At 67.0% G+C, this 15645-nt stretch carries 12 protein-coding genes; 10 read left to right on the forward strand and 2 right to left on the reverse strand.

All coding sequences use genetic code 11. The features are described from left to right. The first annotated feature begins 45 nt into the window (after window positions 1–45). From glnE to WQQ_RS12905, 10 genes are all read left to right on the forward strand, one after another. Window positions 46–2814, forward strand: a complete 2769-nt coding sequence (glnE, locus tag WQQ_RS12860; protein WP_007185631.1) for a bifunctional [glutamate--ammonia ligase]-adenylyl-L-tyrosine phosphorylase/[glutamate--ammonia-ligase] adenylyltransferase — start codon at window positions 46–48, stop codon at window positions 2812–2814. A gap of 262 nt (window positions 2815–3076) precedes the next feature. Beyond that, complete coding sequence (locus WQQ_RS12865) at window positions 3077–3739, forward strand: sulfotransferase family 2 domain-containing protein (RefSeq protein WP_007185632.1); 663 nt, start codon at window positions 3077–3079, stop codon at window positions 3737–3739. Window positions 3740–3784: 45 nt separating this feature from the next. Continuing rightward, the gene (asnB, locus tag WQQ_RS12870) at window positions 3785–5590 is read left to right on the forward strand and encodes an asparagine synthase (glutamine-hydrolyzing) (RefSeq protein WP_007185633.1); all 1806 of its coding nucleotides are present in this window, start codon (window positions 3785–3787) and stop codon (window positions 5588–5590) included. A 6-nt stretch (window positions 5591–5596) separates the two neighbouring features. After that, complete coding sequence (locus WQQ_RS12875; protein WP_007185634.1) at window positions 5597–6739, forward strand: glycosyltransferase; 1143 nt, start codon at window positions 5597–5599, stop codon at window positions 6737–6739. 153 nt (window positions 6740–6892) lie between these two features. Then, entirely contained in the window at window positions 6893–7759 is an 867-nt protein-coding gene (locus tag WQQ_RS12880; protein ID WP_007185635.1) for a glycosyltransferase family 2 protein, read from the forward strand. Between the two features lie 56 nt (window positions 7760–7815). Continuing rightward, complete coding sequence (locus tag WQQ_RS12885; RefSeq protein ID WP_007185636.1) at window positions 7816–8811, forward strand: glycosyltransferase; 996 nt, start codon at window positions 7816–7818, stop codon at window positions 8809–8811. After that, window positions 8808–9965 carry a glycosyltransferase gene (locus WQQ_RS23075; protein WP_007185637.1) on the forward strand — a complete coding sequence of 386 codons (1158 nt, stop codon included), beginning with the start codon at window positions 8808–8810 and terminating at the stop codon, window positions 9963–9965. Before WQQ_RS12885 ends, WQQ_RS23075 begins: the two co-directional genes overlap by 4 nt. Next, on the forward strand, window positions 9962–11695 hold the full coding sequence (locus WQQ_RS23080) for a glycosyltransferase (RefSeq protein ID WP_007185638.1): 1734 nt from the start codon (window positions 9962–9964) through the stop codon (window positions 11693–11695). The genes WQQ_RS23075 and WQQ_RS23080 overlap by 4 nt, the downstream gene beginning before the upstream one ends. Before the next feature lie 149 nt (window positions 11696–11844). Continuing rightward, window positions 11845–12900 carry a polysaccharide pyruvyl transferase family protein gene (locus tag WQQ_RS12900; protein WP_007185639.1) on the forward strand — a complete coding sequence of 352 codons (1056 nt, stop codon included), beginning with the start codon at window positions 11845–11847 and terminating at the stop codon, window positions 12898–12900. Then, window positions 12897–13760 (forward strand): glycosyltransferase family protein, encoded by an 864-nt coding sequence (locus WQQ_RS12905; protein ID WP_050997683.1) that lies wholly within the window; start codon window positions 12897–12899, stop codon window positions 13758–13760. Before WQQ_RS12900 ends, WQQ_RS12905 begins: the two co-directional genes overlap by 4 nt. Here the strand turns inward: WQQ_RS12905 and WQQ_RS12910 are convergent. Both WQQ_RS12910 and WQQ_RS12915 read right to left on the reverse strand, forming a co-directional pair. Continuing rightward, window positions 13696–14895, reverse strand: a complete 1200-nt coding sequence (locus WQQ_RS12910) for a glycosyltransferase (protein ID WP_007185640.1) — start codon at window positions 14893–14895, stop codon at window positions 13696–13698. The genes WQQ_RS12905 and WQQ_RS12910 overlap by 65 nt on opposite strands. Then, the gene (locus WQQ_RS12915; RefSeq protein WP_007185641.1) at window positions 14892–15572 is read right to left on the reverse strand and encodes a hypothetical protein; all 681 of its coding nucleotides are present in this window, start codon (window positions 15570–15572) and stop codon (window positions 14892–14894) included. Before WQQ_RS12915 ends, WQQ_RS12910 begins: the two co-directional genes overlap by 4 nt. Between the last annotated feature and the right edge of the window lie 73 nt (window positions 15573–15645).

Raw genomic sequence — 15645 nt, forward strand, 5'->3', positions numbered from 1 at the left:
TGCGCCCCTGCCAGAGTCCGAAGTTCACGAATCCGGGGAGTTTCGATGCCGGTTGCCGACATTGCCGATACCGTGCGCGCGAGCCGTTTCATCGGCGCGGTTCTCAAGCGCCATCCGCAGTGGGCCGAGAAAAAAGCCTATGCGCAGCCGCGCGCGGCCGGTGAGCTCGAGGCCGAACTCAAGCTGCTGCTCGGCGACGAAGCGGACGAAGCCCGCGTGATGCGCGAGCTGCGCGGCCTGCGCGATCGCGAGATGGGCCGCATCGGCTATCGCGAGCTCGCCGGTCTGGCCCAGCTCGACGAAACGCTCGGCGATCTGTCCACGCTCGCCGAAGTCTGCTGCGCGGCGGCGCTCGATCACGCGATGCGCACGCTCTGCTTGCGCTATGGACAGCCGCGCGATGCGCAGGGCGCGCGCGCGACGCCGGTGATCCTTGGCATGGGCAAGCTCGGCGGACGCGAGCTCAACTTCTCTTCCGACATCGATCTGATCTGCTGCCACACGGCGAGCGGTGAAACCGACGGCAGCCATGCGCTCGACAACAGCGAGTTCTTCAAGCGCGTCGTGCAGATGGTCACCAAGCTGATTGCCGAGCGCACCGAGCATGGCTTCGTGTTCCGCGTCGACCTGATGCTGCGGCCTTTCGGCAGCGCGGGCCCGGTGTCGATCGCCTCCGACGCGGCCGAGGACTACTACCAGCAGCATGGCCGCGAGTGGGAGCGCTACGCGCTGATCAAGGCGCGGCCCGTCGCGGGCGACATCAAGGCGGGCAACGAATTGCTGCAGCGCCTGCGGCCTTTCGTCTATCGGCGCTATCTCGATTTCAACGCGATCGGCAGCCTGCGCTCGCTCAAGAAGCTGATCGCCGACGACGTCGCGCGTCGACGCCAGGACGACAACGTCAAGCTCGGCCGCGGGGGGATCCGCGAGGTCGAGTTCATCGTGCAGTCGTTCCAGCTCGTGCGTGGCGGGCAGGAGCCGAGGCTGCGCGATCCGCGCCTGCGCCCGGTGCTGCGCTATCTCGCCGAGGCCGGGCACCTGCCGGAGCCGACCGCGAAGAAGCTCGACGAGCATTACGTGTTTCTGCGCCGGCTCGAGAACGCGATCCAGATCTACGCCGACGAGCAGACGCACTCGCTGCCGCTCGCGGACGAGCCGCGCGCGGCGCTGTGCCTGGCGCTGAACTTCGACGGCTGGCCCGCGCTCGTGCAGCGTTTCACCGAGGTGCGCGAAGACGTGCATCACGAATTCGCGCGCGTGTTCGCCGAGCCCGGCCATGAAGATCCCGAGCAGGACCTGGCCGCGCTGATCGAGCGCCTGTGGGCCGAATCGCCGGATCTGAGCGTCGAGCAGAGCGCGCTCGAGCCGCTCGCCCGCGAAGACTTCGGCGATGCCGCGGCCGATATCTGCAAGCGCCTGCGCGATCTGCGCGATGCACGCGGAACGCGCACGCTGTCGCAGACTTCGCAAGACCGCCTGCGCGCCCTGCTGCCGCTGCTGCTCGCCGAAACCCTGCAGGAGAGCGAGCCCGCAACCGCTGCGACGCGCGTGCTCGGCGTGCTGCAGGCCATCGGCGGGCGATCGACGTATCTGACGCTGCTGCGCGAATCGGCTATCGCGCGCGGGCATCTCGTGCGCCTGTGCGCCGCGAGCCCGTGGGTGTCGCAGCTGCTGTCGACCAACCCGGCGCTGCTCGACCAGCTGCTCGATGCGCGCACGCTCTATGCGCCGCCCGACAAGGCCGAAATCCGCGCCGAACTCGATCATGTGTTCTCGCAGATCACGGACGATGAAACCGAAGCCGGCATGGACGCGCTGCGCCGCTACCGGCTCGAAACCACGCTGCGCATCGCCGCGGCCGACGTCGCCGGCAGCTTGCCGCTCGTGCAGGTTTCCGATCGCCTGACCTGGCTCGCGGAGGCGGTGCTGCAGGTCGCGTTCGATCGTGCGTACGCCGAGCTGCGCGCGAGCTATGGCGTTCCGCTGCGGCGCGATGGCCAGGTGGCCGGGCTCGCCGCGATCGGCTACGGAAAATTCGGCGGCATCGAGCTCGGCTACGGTTCCGATCTCGATCTGGTCTTCGTGCACGATTGCGATGCGCCCGACCAGGAAACCGAAGGCGGGCGCCGGCCGATCGGCGGCGACGTGTTCATGGTGCGCTGGGCACAGCGCGTGATTCACTGGCTGCAAACGCTGACGCCGGCCGGGCGCGCCTACGAAGTCGATCTCGAACTGCGACCGAGCGGGCGTTCCGGGCTCACGGTGAGCAGCATCGAGGCCTTCGCGCAGTATCAGCGCCGCGAGGCCTGGACCTGGGAACATCAGGCGCTCACGCGGGCACGCACGGTCGCCGGCAGCGCGAGCCTCGGCGAACGCTTCGAAGCCATACGCCGCGAGGTGCTCAGCGCAGCGCGCGATCCCGACAAGCTGCGCCAGGACATCATCGACATGCGCGCCAGGATGCGCGCGAGCCTCGATAAATCCACGGCGACGAACTGGGACATCAAGCAGGGCGAGGGCGGGCTCATCGACCTCGAGTTCATCACGCAGTACCTGTTGCTGCGCGAGGCGCCCGGCAAGCCCGAGCTGCTGCGCTGGTCGGACAATTGGCGCCAGCTCGAAGACCTCGTCAGCGCCGGTGTGCTGGCTGAAACCGATCGTGACACTTTGATTGCGGCCTATCGGAGCCTGCGTGCCTGGAGCCATGCGCGCGGCCTGCAGCAGCAGCCCGTGCTGGCGCCGGCCGAGGCGTTCGCCGAGCAGCGAGCGCAGGTGCGCGAGATCTGGAAGCGGGTAGGTCTGGCGTCCGAGTAAGCGCCTGTTTACGGGCTGTCGGCCACGGCGCCTCCTGGGCATCAACCCTTCGTTGGGCTGTGAAATGGCCCATTGCGGCGTCATTCTCTCGTCGCGTACGTCCGGTACGCCGCGTCGGTCCTTCCTTGCACCGGGCCGTTTTACAAGCCAGCGCAGCGATCGCCGGATCGTGAACAGGCTGAGGGCTGCGGGCGGCGATCTCCCGCGCCCGGGCGGAAAGGTTGGGTAGACTACGCGTCTGATTTGCCGCCGAACCCCTGCCGTGGTCCTGAGCCATCGATTCCGCTTTCTCTACGTCCACATCGCCAAGACCGGCGGCACCAGCGTGCGCGCCTCGCTGCGCAAGCTGCAGATGCGCGATCCGATGTATCTGCTGCAGGCGATCTGCTCGCGTCTCGATCACCTGTCGGGCCATCGCATCGCGGCCAAGCTGCCGCGGCATTCCAAGATCATCGCAGCGCTCGAAATGCTGCCGCGCGATTACTTCGATTCGCTGTTCAAGTTCGCGTTCGTGCGCAACCCCTGGGATCTGCAGGTGTCGAGCTACCACCACCTCAAGCGCGAGCGGCCGCAGCTGCTGGCGGGGCAGGAGGATTTCGAATCCTTCCTGCGCTGGAAGCTCAATCTCGAGCGTCCCTGGCAATATCATCTCGACACCTCGATCACGCTGCAGACCGATTACCTGGTCGACCTGCAGGGGCGCAAGCTCGTCGACTTCATCGGCCGCTACGAGAGCTTGTCCGATGACTGGGACACGATCTGCAAGCGCATCGGCGTGGGCCGTCGCGAACTCCCGCACAAGCGCAAGGCCACCGATCGTACTCGCGACTATCGCAGCTACTACACGGACGAGACCGCCGAGCTCGTCGCGCGCCACTTCGCACGCGATGTCGAAATGCTCGGCTATCGCTTCGATCCGGTCTGAGCCCGTGAATGTTCCGGTGAGCGCGGTTCTGCAGGAACGCAGCTGATGTGCGGCATCGCCGGAGTCGTGCATCGTGACCGTCGCGCGCAGGAGTCCGAGCTCGCCGCCATGGCCGAGCGCATCGGACATCGCGGCCCCGAGGACACCGGCTTCTATCTCGCGGACGGCTTCGGCATCGCGCATACGCGGCTCGCGATCATCGACATCGCGGGCGGGCATCAGCCGATCTTCGATGCGCGCAAGCGCTACGCGATCGTCTGCAACGGCGAGATCTACAACTTTCCGGAGCTGCGCGCCGAACTCGAAGCGCTCGGGCGGCAGTTCTCGTGTGAATCGGACAGCGAGGTCGCGCTGCAGGCTTTCGCGGCCTGGGGACGCGAATCGTTCAAGCGCCTGCATGGCATGTTCGCGTTCGCGCTCTACGATCACCTCACGCAGGAGCTCTGGCTCGTGCGCGACCGGCTCGGCATCAAGCCGCTGTACTACGCGGTGCTGCCCGATCGCGTGCTGTTCGCATCCGAGCTCAAGGCCTTGCTGCCGCAGATGCCCAAGGTGGAACTGCACGAGGGCGCGCTCGCGCAGTATTTCCAGAACCAGTATTCGACCGGCGAAGACACCATCGTGCGCGGCATCCGGCGCGTGCCGGCCGGCCATGCGCTGCGCATCGACGCCAGGCTCGGCATCGAGCGCCAGCGCTGGTGGTCGGCGCTCGACGTGGCGCCGCGCAAGCTCGATCAACGACAGGCGCTCGAGGAATGGGAGCCGCTGATCGCGCAGGTGATGCGCGAGCACGTGCGCTCCGACGTGCCCTACGGACTGTTCCTGTCGGGCGGTGTCGATTCGGCGGTCTTGCTCGGCCTGCTGACGAAGCACCAGAGCACGCCGGTGCGGACGTTCTCGATCGGCTACAGCGATGCGCGCATGCGCGACGAACTCGACGACGCAGCCCGCATCGCGCAGCACTTCGGCGCCCATCACACGCCGATACGCCTGAGCCCTGCGCAGGTGTTCCATCGGCTGCCGCGATCGGTGTGGGCGGCCGACGATCTGATGCGCGACTACGCCTGCCTGCCGACGCTCGCGCTCGCCGAAGCGGCGAGCCGCGAGCTCAAGGTCGTGTTCAGCGGTGAAGGTGGCGATGAGGCCTTCGCAGGCTATGGACGCTATCGGCCCGGCGCGGCCGAACGCTTCTACAAGAGCCTGCGCTTCGGGGGCAGCGGCGGTTTTCGCGTGCGTGCCGAACTCGATGCCGCATGGACGCGCAAGCTGTTCGTACCCGAGCTGCAGCCGGCGCTCGCGGCATATCGCCAAGGCGTCGTCGCGGCCTGGCAGCAGACGCCCAAATCCTGGAGCGATCTGCAACGCAGGCAGTACGTCGACCTCGTCGGCAACCTGCCGGACGATCTGCTCGTGAAGGGCGATCGCATGCTCATGAGCTTTTCGGTCGAAGGCCGCGTGCCGCTGGTCGATCATCGCGTGATCGAGTTCGGGCTTGCGCTGCCCGACTCGCTCAAGGTGTCCAAAAAGGCAGGCAAGACCTTCATCAAGCATTGGGCCGAAGGCTTCATTCCGAAAGACCATCTATGGCAGCCCAAGCGCGGCTTTCACGTACCCGTGGGCGAATGGCTGGCCGGTGCGTTTCTCGATGGCTTGCGCGACAAGCTGCCGCGCAGCGAGGCGATCCGCCGCTGGTGCGATGCCGCATCCGTGCGGCAATTGCTCGCCGGTGATACCGCGCAGCGCTCGCGCGAAATCTGGAGCCTGCTGCAGTTCGCGATCTGGCATCGGCTGTTCATCGAGCAGACCGCGAGCGCGCCCGGTGCGGAAGAAGATCCGCTGGCCTGGCTGTAGCGGCGCATGCACGACCCTCATTCCGGGCAGGCTTCCGGCGGCGTTGCAAACAAGCGCCTCGCGGTGCTGCTGTCGTTCTCGGGCGATGGCGGCGTCGAGCGCATGGTCACCCATCTCTGCGCCGAGTTCGCGAATCACGTGCAGGTCGATCTGCTCGCGATCAAGGCGCAGGGGCATCACGTGAGCCGCATTCCGCCCAGCGTGAACCTGATCCGGCTCGAATCCCGGCATTCGTGGACCAGCGTCGGCGAGATCGCGCGCTACCTGCGGCAGGCCAGGCCCGATGCGATGCTCGTCGCCAAGGATCGCGCCGGGCGCGCCGCGATCCGCGCGCGTGCGCGCGTCGGTGCGCAGATGCCGCTGTGGATACGCCTGGGCACCAACCTGTCGGCCGCGCTCGAACGCAAGTCGGCGTTCAATCGCTGGTTGCGCACGGCGCCGATGCGCAGGCTCTACGCGCTCGCGAGCGGCGTCATCGCGGTCTCCGAAGGCGTACGCCAGGACACCCTCGCGATCACCGGCCTGGCGCCCGAGCGCGTGCGCGTGATCCGAAACCCGGTCATTACGCCCGAGCTCGAAGCGCTGGCGCGCGAGCCCGTCGACCACCCCTGGCTGCCGCCGCGCGAGCAGCGCGGCGAGCCCGTGATCATGGGCATGGGCAGGCTCACGCGGCAGAAAGATTTTCCGACCTTGATCCGCGCGTTCGCGGCCATGCAGGCGCAGCGACCCGCGCGCCTGATCCTGCTCGGCGAGGGACGCGACCGCGATGCGCTGGCCGCGCTGGCGCAGGAGCTCGGCGTCGCCGATCGACTGCACTTCGCGGGGTTTCAGAAAAACCCCTATGCCTGGCTCTCGAAGGCCGACCTGTTCGTGCTGTCTTCGGCTTGGGAAGGCTCGCCGAATGCATTGACCGAAGCGCTCGCGCTCGGCGTGCCCAGCGTCTCGACGCGCTGTCCGAGCGGCCCCGATGAACTCCTCGCCGAAGGCCGCTATGGACCCCTCGTGAACGTCGGCGACCATGCGGCCCTGGCAGTCGCCGTGTCGCAGGTACTCGCCGAGCCGCTGGCGCCCGAGATGCTTAGACAGGCCGTCGACGAGTATCGCGTCGAGCGCAGCGCCGCCGCTTATCTGCGCACCTTGGGCCTGTAGTTCACAAGGCGGTCCGTCGCCTGCACGCAACCCTGCGGTCTACCCGTAAGTGGACAGCGAAGGTTCAGGCGTTCGACAAGAAGATTGCGCCGTACCCGCAGGAGCGCGGGACACTGAATCCAAGCAATAAATCCAAGGACGGAGGCGGCTTCAATGCTCGCAAAACTGCCGACGAGGCTGCCGCTGCGCGCGGGTGAACGGCGCACCCTTTCCGCACTGATCATCTGCTGCAACGAGGCCGATCGCATCGAGGACTGCCTGCGATCCCTGCATGGCTGGGTCGATGAAATCATCGTTTTCGACAGCGGCAGTACCGATGGCACCTTGGACATCGTGCGCCGCTATACCGACAAGATCTGGAAAACCGACTGGCCCGGGTATGGGCCGCAGCGCAATCGAGCCTTGCAGCAGGCCAGTGGCGACTGGGTTCTGTATATCGATGCCGACGAGCGCGTGACGCCCGAGCTGCGCCAGGAGATCGACAACGCGCTGATCGATCCGCATCTCGACACGACCCTGTTCCGCATTCCGTGGCGCACCTACCTGTTCGACGGCGAACTGCGCCACGGCCGTTACGCGACGCCGCAGAATCGACTGTTCAAGCGCCAAGGCGCTCGCTTTCGCGACCATCAGGTGCACGAGCAGATCGTGCTGCCCGAGCGCCGCGCTGCGGTGATGAAGGCCAAGCTCGAGCATCGCAGCTGGCGCGACTACGCGCACCTGCAGCGCAAGCATCGTCGCTATGCGAACCTGCTCGCGAGGCAGAAGTTCGAAGAAGGCGCACGCGGCAGCATTCCGTATGCGTGCATGCGCTTTGTCACCGATTTCGTGCAGCAATATGTGCTGCGCCTGTCGGTGCTCGACGGCTGGCGCGGGCTCATGATCTCTGCGGTGCTCGCGCAGTACGCGTACTGGAAGTACGCGGACCTCAAGGCGCTCGAACGCGAAGCCGCCCGTACCGCGGCACCGGCCGCCAACAAGACGCTGGCGCCGGTCTCGGCCGCCTTGCTCCGACGGTGAGCGGCCGGCAAGTCCACCTGTTTTTTCCATACCACGCGGGTCTGGGTGGATCGCAGATGCGTGCGCTCGAAATCGCCAGGGGTTTGCGCGAGCGACATGGTGCCAAGGTGAACTTGTGGGCCACGTCCTCGCGCCTGCCGGCGTCGCTGCGCAAACAGCATGGCGTCCGCTGGTTCGCACCGTGGCGGGGTTTCGACTCGCGCCTGGGCTCGAGCAGCTTCGTCTTCATCGGCTCGTTCTGGAAGCCCAAGGCCTGGCTGCGCCGCGCTCGGCCCAAGCAGCTCACGATCATCGTCAACGACATGAACGTCGCCAACCTCAGGGCGCATCTGCCGGTTTACCGCGAAATGCACGCGCAGCCCCAGATCGCGTTCACCTCGCACACGCAGCGGCGCCTGTTCGACGGCGAGGCGCTCGGCGGTGTGCATGTGTCGCCGATCGATCTCGAGCGCTTCAAGCCCGTGGCGGACAAACCCGCGCAGTCGGGTCGCCTCAAGCTCGGGCGCCATAGCCGCGACACGCTCGACAAGCATCAGTTTCTGTACGACCCCGAGCTCTACGCGACGCTCGCGGCGGAAGGCGTCGATATCGACCTGATGGGTGCGAGCTGCATCGAGCATCTGATTCCGGAGTCGCTGAACATCCGTCTGCGTCCCGCAGGCTCGATGGATGCGGCCGATTATCTGCGCAGCCTCGATTGCTTCATCTATCGCACCGGAACGTTCTACGACACCGCCGCTCGCGCGGTGCGCGAAGCCATGGCCTGCGGATTGCCGGTGGTGTGTCATCGCTTCGGCGGCCATGTCGAGAATATCGTGCATGGCGAGAACGGCTTCGTCTTCGACGACCAGCATCAGGCCATCGAGATCGTTCGCCGCCTTCGCGACGACGTCGAGTTGCGCCGGCGCATCGGCGCCAATGCGCGCGCGACCATGGAAGCGCTGTTCGCGCCGTCCAAGCTCGATGCGATGTATGCGAGCTACCTCGATGGCGCTCAGGTCGAGAAGGCTGTCAGCGCGAATGGCGTGTCTGTCCTGAGCCGCGCCGCATGAGCCCTTCGGCCGACGCCTCTTACCCCAGCGCGCCGATCCGACTGCTCGTGGTGCTGCCCGACCTGTCGGGTGGCGGAGCGCAGCGCGTCACCTTGCGCCTGCTGAGCCTGTTCGACGAACGGCGCTACCAGATCACCTTGCTCGTGCTCGACGGCCCCGGCGAGCTCGTTTCACTGGTGCCGCCGAACGTGCGCCTGATCTATCCGCCGCGCAGCCGCCTGCTGCGGGTCGGCAAGCTGTCGACGATGCGCAATGCGCTCAACCACGACGTGCTGATCGCGGCGATGGAATTGCGCGCGAGCTTCTGCGTGCACTTCGCCGCGACCGGCCTGCGCAAGCCGAGCATCGGCTGGGTGCGCATCGCCTTCGGTGAATACGCACGCGAGATCAGCGACAAGAATCGTCGCAAGGCCAAGCAGACCTATGGCGACTTCGATCGGCTCGTGTTCGTCTCCGACGGTGCGCAGGCCTCGTTCGAACGCTGGTACGGCGAAAGCCGGCGCGGAGACTGGCGGCGCATCTACAACCCTTACACGGTTGATCCGGCGATCGATCCGGCGGTCGCAGCGTCGGCCCCTTCGAACCCGGCCGGTACGGCAGCGCGTCCGCTGATCGTCGGCGCCGGACGGCTCGAGAAGCGCAAGGGCTTCGACGTGCTGATCGATGCGGTCGCGGCGCTTCGCAAGCGCGGCATCGTCGTCGACCTGGCCCTGCTCGGCGAAGGCCCGCTGGCCGAGGAGCTGCGCGAGCAGGCGCGCGAGCGAGGCATCGCCGATCAGCTGCAACTGCCGGGCTTCGTGCAGAACGTGGGTGATTGGCTGGAGCGCGCCACGCTCTACGTGCTGTCCTCGCGCATCGAAGGCCTGCCCGGCACGATCCTCGAAGCCTTTGCGGCCGGCACGCCGGTGGTGGCGACGCGCTGCCCGCATGGTCCGGAAGAGCTGCTGCAGGAAGGCAAGGCCGGCCTGCTCGTGCCGATGGACGATGCGCAGGCGATGGCCGATGCGATGCAGTCGCTGCTCGAATCGCCCGAACGCCGGGCCGAATTCGCCAGCGCCGGCCGGCAGCGCTTGGTCGATTTCTCGGCCGACCGTATCCTGCCCCAATGGGAAGCCCTGATCTCCGAACTGGTCACCCCGAGTCGCTCTGCGTGAGCAAGCCGCTGCGCCTGCTCCACCAGATTCACTTGGCGAACGATGTCTGGGGCGGCATGGAAAAGCAGTTCGCCAACCTGTTGCTGCAGACGGCGGGCGATGCGCGCGTCGAGCATTACCTGATCGAAGATCTGCGCGGTCTCGCGCCGGGTGTGCGCGCGGCCTTGCCTGCACTGAAGGCGCAGGCCGAAGACGCGCGACGCTGGCATGGCCTGGCCATTCCGAACTGGCGTGGGCTGCGGCAATCCAGGCAGCGACGCGTCGCGCGGCAGTGGGACATCGACACCGTGCTGAGCTGGAACCGCTTCGGCGATCCGCGCCCGGCGCAGCTCGCACAAAGGCTCGGCGCGCGCTCGGTCTACTGGGAACGCGGCGCCGCCTGGTTCGCGCGCCATCGCGTACCGGACGTCGATTTCCTGAGCGGCTTCGATCGCTATCTCGCCAACTCCAAGGCCTGCGCCGCCATGCTGCGCCACTGGGGCGTGAAGGCGCCGATCGAAATCTGCAGGCCCGGAATTCGCAGCGAGCGTGCTCCATCCGCGCAGGCGCGCGCGCTCGACGGCTCGCGTCCGCTCACGCTCGGTTTCTGCGCGCGCCTGCAATCGTTCAAGGGTGGTGTGCTCGTGCTGCATGCGCTGCGCGAGCTGCGTTCGTTGGGCATCGAAGCGCGACTGCTGGTTGCCGGTGACGGCCCCGAGCGCGCGCACCTGCAGGCGCTGTCCGCGCGCCTGGACGTGAACGATCGAACCGAGTTCCTCGGCCGGCTCGACGACACCGATTCGTTTTATTCGCGCATCGACGTGCTCGTGCATCCGGCGCTGCGCGAGCCTTATGGCAACGTCTGCGCGGAGGCCTTGAGCCTGGGTATTCCGGTGGTCGCGGCGGCGGTCGATGGCCTGCCCGAAGTCGTCGATCACGAGCGCGACGGCCTGTGCGTGGTGCCGACGCTCACGCTGGCCGATTTCGCCGAACTCGGAGGCGATGCGAGCGGCGTCTATCCGCGCGTCTATCGCCCGGAACTCGATCGGATCGCCGAGCCCGGCGCCGTCGATCCGCTGCAGCTCGCCGAAGCGGTGCTCGCGATCGCGGCCGATGCGCAGCGCTACCGGCGCTACAGCCAAGCCGCGCTCGCCGGCGCGGCGAACAAGTTCTCGTATCCGGCGCACGTCGATCGCCTGTTCGAGCTGCTGGCTCCGCGCGAGCCCCCGCAGAGCTTCAACTGTCGCGATCAGACGCGTCCGGCCTGGCAGGACCGCGCGCTCAAGGCTTGTGCGCTGATCGAAAAGGCGATCGAAGGAAGAAGGCTGCCGAGTGTCGCCGACGTCGGCTGCGGTGATCGCAAGCTGAGCTACTGGCTCGTGCAGCAGGGCATCGCCTGCCGCTACCAGGGCTACGACCTGGTGCCGCAGTCGGCGGCGGTGCAGCGGCTCGATATTCAGTCCCAAAGCCTGCCGGCCAGCCATGACGTCGTCGTGATGCTGGGCGTCAGCGAGTACCTCGCGAGCCTGCCGCGCGTGCTGACGACGCTGCGGCGCAACGCGGGCGCGCTCGTGATCAGCCATACGATCGCCGACCAGCCGCGTCCGGCCGAAGAACTGCAGAGACTGGGCTGGACCCAGCACCTGACGCGCGCCAGGTTCGAGCAGACGCTCGTCGAGGCCGGCTGGCGCGTGGTCGAATCCGTGCTGACCGATGACGGAAAGACCGTGATCTGGCGATGCGCATGCTGAGGAGACTCTGCTTGAGCTATTGCGCTCCGCATCTCATCCGAGGGCGGTGCCCGGCATCCTCTCGGACTGCGAGCAGGCGCCGGCTCCTGCGCCGCGTCCCCCAGTGGCCTGCGGTCGCTCGCCACGCTTGATCGGAGCTTGCTGCGGACATGGATTATTCGCTGCTCACGCCATACCGGGTTCCGCCGCGCATGACGGCGTACAAGATTCCGAACCTCGGTGACGGTTTCATCCTGCGCGCGATCGAGCGGCTGCTCGCACCGCGTCGTTCCGTAGGTTGCTATTCCACGCGCATCGCGCCCGGCGCCGCGGCGCGCAAGGCGATGCAGCAGGCCGGAACCGTGGTGATCGCGGGGGCCAACCAGCTCGACGATCGCTATCGCATCTGGCCGGGCTTCGATGCGCAGCAGCTGCGCGAAGCGAGCTGGCGCTTCGTTCCGTTCGGACTCGGCTACAACGGCGAGCCGAATCGCAACGAGCGCATGTCCGAGCTCACGCGCGAGCTGCTCGAAGCGGTGCACGAGCGTATCGAATATTCGTCCTGGCGCTGTCCGGTGACGCTGCGTTACCTGCAGCGCGAGTTGCCGCATTTGTCCGATCGCTTCCTGATGACCGGCTGCCCGGTGCTGCTCGATGCGCCGCTGCTCGAATCGCAGCGCTTTCGCGCCGACGAATCGCATGTCGCGGTGACCTCGACCGAGCGCGGCGATTTCTGGGATCGCGAGACGCGCCTGCTGCAGACGGTCGCGCGGCTGTGGCCGAAGGCGCGACGCAGCTTCGTCGTGCACCAGGATTTCCGGCGGCCCTCCTGGATCGCACGCCTGCGCTCGCGCGATGCGCCCGCGGTGGCCGATCCGGCGCGGGCTTTCGCGCTGCGCGAGTTCGCGACCCATCTCGGCTTCGAGGTGGTGATTCCGCCCGGTGCCGACGAAGCACGCCATTTCTACGAAAGCGTCGATCTGCATGTCGGCAGCCGGCTGCATGCGCATCTGCTGCTGCTGAGCCGCAACCGGCGCAGCTGGCTGCTGCCGATCGACGGGCGCGCGCTCGGCATGGCCGAGGCGTTCTCGTATCCCCTGCTCGATGCGCAGACCATCGAAAGCTCGCTCGAGAGCACGCTCGGCTACGACTTCGAGCCGCTGCGCGAGCAGGCACGCGCGGCGCATGGAACCATGCAGCGCTTCATCGCGAGCTGGGCCCGGTGAGAGTCGTCACCTTTCACGTACAGACCCTGGATGCGCATCCGAACGTGCGCTGGTCGCATGCCGAGTACCTGCGCCTGCTCGACTGGATGCTGCGCTCGGTGCTGCGTTTTCACCCCGAGGCCAGGCTCGCGGTGCTGACCGATGCGCAGACCGATCTGTCGCCGCTGAGCGTCGCGTTCGAGCGCATCGATCATCCGGTCGATCATCGCCGCATCATGCTGTCGCGCGCCGAAGCCCAGCAGCGCTTTTTGCAGACGCACTTCGACGACGATGTCCTGTTTCTCGATTCCGACATGCTGCTCAACGGGCCGCTCACGGAACTGTTCGAAGACGGGCAGGGTGCCGCCGATTGCGATGTCGCGTTGACCGTGCGCGACGATGCCGACATGCCCGTCAACGGCGGCTTTCTGCTGTTGCGGCATCGGCGAGCCGATGTGGCGCGGCGGTTCTTCGATCGGTACCTGCGCCTGTTCCGCGAGGTCTACGTGGGCGAAGCCGCCTGGTACGGCGACCAGCGCGCGCTACGCGATGCGATCGGCTGGAACGGCAGCGGTGCTTCGTCGCAGATCGAAGCACGCATTCGCCTGCTGCCTTGCGAGCGCTACAACCACACGCCGGGCGATCGCATCCGCAAGGTGCTGCGCCCGCAAGGCGACAAGCGCGTGCTGCACTTCAAGGGCGACCGCAAGCGGCTGATGGCCTTGTTCTGGTACGCCTGGCTCGCGGGGTTGCCGAAGCCGGTGGGGATCGTCGTCTGGTGCTTCGACGAAGCCCGGCAGCGCCTGCGCAGGGCGCTCAAGCCTCGTATGGACGCCCTGCCGGCATCCCGACCGGCGCGGAGCGAATCGACGATTCGATGAACTGCTCCCACTGCGGAACCACCGACTGCGCATCGTAGCGCTGCACGCGGGCGAGCCCGGCGGCGCGCAGTTCCGCCCTGCGTTCGGGCGATTGCAGAATGCGCCGCATCGCTTCTGCGAGCGCCTCGAGATCGTCCATCGCCACGAGTTCTCCGGCGCGGCCGCCGGCGAGCAGCTCGGACGGCCCGGAGGGGCAGTCGTTGGCGATCACCGGCGTGCCGCAGGCGAAGGCTTCGAGGATCGTCGTGGGCAGGCCTTCGAGGCGTGAGGTCAGCACGTAGGCGGTCGAGGCGCGCAGCCAGGGCAGCGAACTGCTGACGTGCCCGGGCATGTGGACGCGAGCCCCGATGCCGAGCTCGCTCGCGAGCGCTGCGAGCGAATGGCGAAGCGGCCCTTCGCCGAGCAGCACGACATCGAAATCGAGGCCCTTGCGCAGGGCCAGCGCGGCCGCGCGCAGCAGCACGTCGAAGCCCTTGCGTGCTTCGAGGCGGCCGATGCCGATCAGGCTCGGACGCGACTGCATGGCCTGCAGCAGCTTGCGCTGCTCGATGCTCGGCGCGCGATCGTCAACGTAGTTGTCGGCCCGGAACAGGTTCGGGATCACGGTCCAGTTCGCGCGCTGTCTCGCCGACGGCAGCGCCTGCTGCGCGCTGAGCCAGTTGCGCATCGAAACGCGTGCGCCCTCGGAGACGAAGGCCAGGTTCAGGATCTCGCGATACGCGTTTCGCGAGCGCTTGCGATGACGTTCGGAGTATCCGCGCGCCCAGTGCTCGTAGGCGATGTGCACCCAGGCCGCTGCGGGCTTCTGCAGCAGCCTGGCGGCCCAGTGCACGCAGAAGGTCGCGCGTGTTTCCTGGCCCGCGATCAGCAGATCGCGATCGCGCCCATGCCAGAGCGTGGCGAGCTTCGCGCCGAGCAGGCCTCCAGGCCAGCTGTGCCGCGTTTTCACCGCAGGCGGCATCTGCGATTCGAGCGCCTGTCCACGAGGCCCCAGGTTGAGCAGGGCGATGTCGTAGCGCTGCGGATCGAGCGCACCGAGCAGGCTCAGGATCACGCGCGGAGCACCACCGCCCTTGAGATCGGGCACCACGAACAACAGCTTGCGGCGTTCGGTGGCGATCCCGGCTGGCGTCATCGGCGATCGAATGCGGGCGTCGAATAAGCCGTCGATGCCGATGTCGCCCCGCGCCGGTACTGCACGAGCGCGACGATGAACAGCAGCGGCAGCGACATCTCCACGCCTTCCTCGAGCGCGTTGATGATGAGCCCGTAGATTTGCGGCAGCCAGTGGCCCGTGAAGTCGTGGACGAAGGATTGCAGCTTGTCGAGAACCTTGGTCGCCGCCGTGGTGACGAAGGCCAGCGCTGCGGTGAGCATCCAGTCCTGCCGCAAGGCGCCCTGGCGCAGGGCGCGGACACCGGCGAGGACGACGTCGACCAGTACGGCGAGGATGGCGAGCGCGAGCAGGCCGACGAGCAGTTTCTCGGCGACCGGCGCCGGCGTCTTGAGGTAGTAGTGCGACTTGAAAATGCTCACGCCGGTGATCGCGGTGTGCAGGTCGAGCTCTCGGGCGCAGCCGACGAACGCCGCGATGCCGCATGGAATCAGGCGGCGCGGCGCCTGTTTGGCGGTCATCAAGCAGAGCAGACCGAGCGCCGCCCAGAACACCGCGCTGAGCACTTCGAACGGGCCTTCCTCGGAAAACACCCACTGCATTTCGTGCTTCGTCAGCAGCCACGGAAATGGCACGAGCAACACGATGTAGATGATTTCCGCGATCAGAATATTGCGAAAGCGCAAAGCCGAATCCATGGCGACGATCTCCGACGATCCTGTGTCGATACAGCCGGCCGCAAGCTTTGCACGCAAAAGCTGAATGCTTCCT

The sequence above is a fragment of the Hydrocarboniphaga effusa AP103 genome, assembly GCF_000271305.1.
GTDB classification, from domain to species: Bacteria; Pseudomonadota; Gammaproteobacteria; order Nevskiales; family Nevskiaceae; genus Hydrocarboniphaga; species Hydrocarboniphaga effusa.

Excerpts from the sequence above, each read along its gene's own strand:
- glnE (WP_007185631.1), top strand. The coding sequence starts at position 46 with ATGCCGGTTGCCGACATTGCCGATACCGTGCGCGCGAGCCGTTTCATC.
- asnB (WP_007185633.1), top strand. The coding sequence starts at position 3,785 with ATGTGCGGCATCGCCGGAGTCGTGCATCGTGACCGTCGCGCGCAGGAG.
- WQQ_RS12875 (WP_007185634.1), top strand. The coding sequence starts at position 5,597 with ATGCACGACCCTCATTCCGGGCAGGCTTCCGGCGGCGTTGCAAACAAG.
- WQQ_RS12880 (WP_007185635.1), top strand. The coding sequence starts at position 6,893 with ATGCTCGCAAAACTGCCGACGAGGCTGCCGCTGCGCGCGGGTGAACGG.
- WQQ_RS12885 (WP_007185636.1), top strand. The coding sequence starts at position 7,816 with ATGCGTGCGCTCGAAATCGCCAGGGGTTTGCGCGAGCGACATGGTGCC.
- WQQ_RS23075 (WP_007185637.1), top strand. The coding sequence starts at position 8,808 with ATGAGCCCTTCGGCCGACGCCTCTTACCCCAGCGCGCCGATCCGACTG.
- WQQ_RS12900 (WP_007185639.1), top strand. The coding sequence starts at position 11,845 with ATGGATTATTCGCTGCTCACGCCATACCGGGTTCCGCCGCGCATGACG.
- WQQ_RS12910 (WP_007185640.1), bottom strand. The coding sequence starts at position 14,895 with ATGACGCCAGCCGGGATCGCCACCGAACGCCGCAAGCTGTTGTTCGTG.
- WQQ_RS12915 (WP_007185641.1), bottom strand. The coding sequence starts at position 15,572 with ATGGATTCGGCTTTGCGCTTTCGCAATATTCTGATCGCGGAAATCATC.